Origin of the sequence: Paraburkholderia sp. SIMBA_027, from assembly GCF_046535315.1 — a bacterium.
Classification (GTDB): Bacteria; Pseudomonadota; Gammaproteobacteria; order Burkholderiales; family Burkholderiaceae; genus Paraburkholderia; species Paraburkholderia tropica.
Genome location: NZ_JAWRWY010001686.1, coordinates 1 through 233, shown reverse-complemented (window position 1 = coordinate 233; position 233 = coordinate 1). Strand labels below are relative to the sequence as shown.

Annotated in this window: 1 protein-coding gene; it reads left to right on the top strand. The window is 33.9% G+C overall.

What is annotated here, in order from left to right; translation table 11 throughout:
* Positions 1 to 233: DNA methyltransferase (locus SB764_RS44925; RefSeq protein ID WP_410867427.1), on the top strand; the 233-nt coding region annotated here is incomplete at both ends.

The following is a 233-nucleotide window of genomic DNA, read 5'->3' as shown; positions in this document are numbered from 1 at the left end:
ATAAAACATATTTACACGAACTAAAAGGAAATGTCATTCCTGATGTGTGGACAGATATTAATATGTTAAATCCTATGGCTGCAGAACGAGCTCTCGTAGACTTTCCAACCCAAAAGCCAGAATTATTAATTAACCGTGTTTTAGAATCTACATCAGACAAATCTGATTTAATTTTGGATTATTTCAATGGCAGTGGTACAACATCCGCAACTGCTTTGAAGATGAAAAGAAAA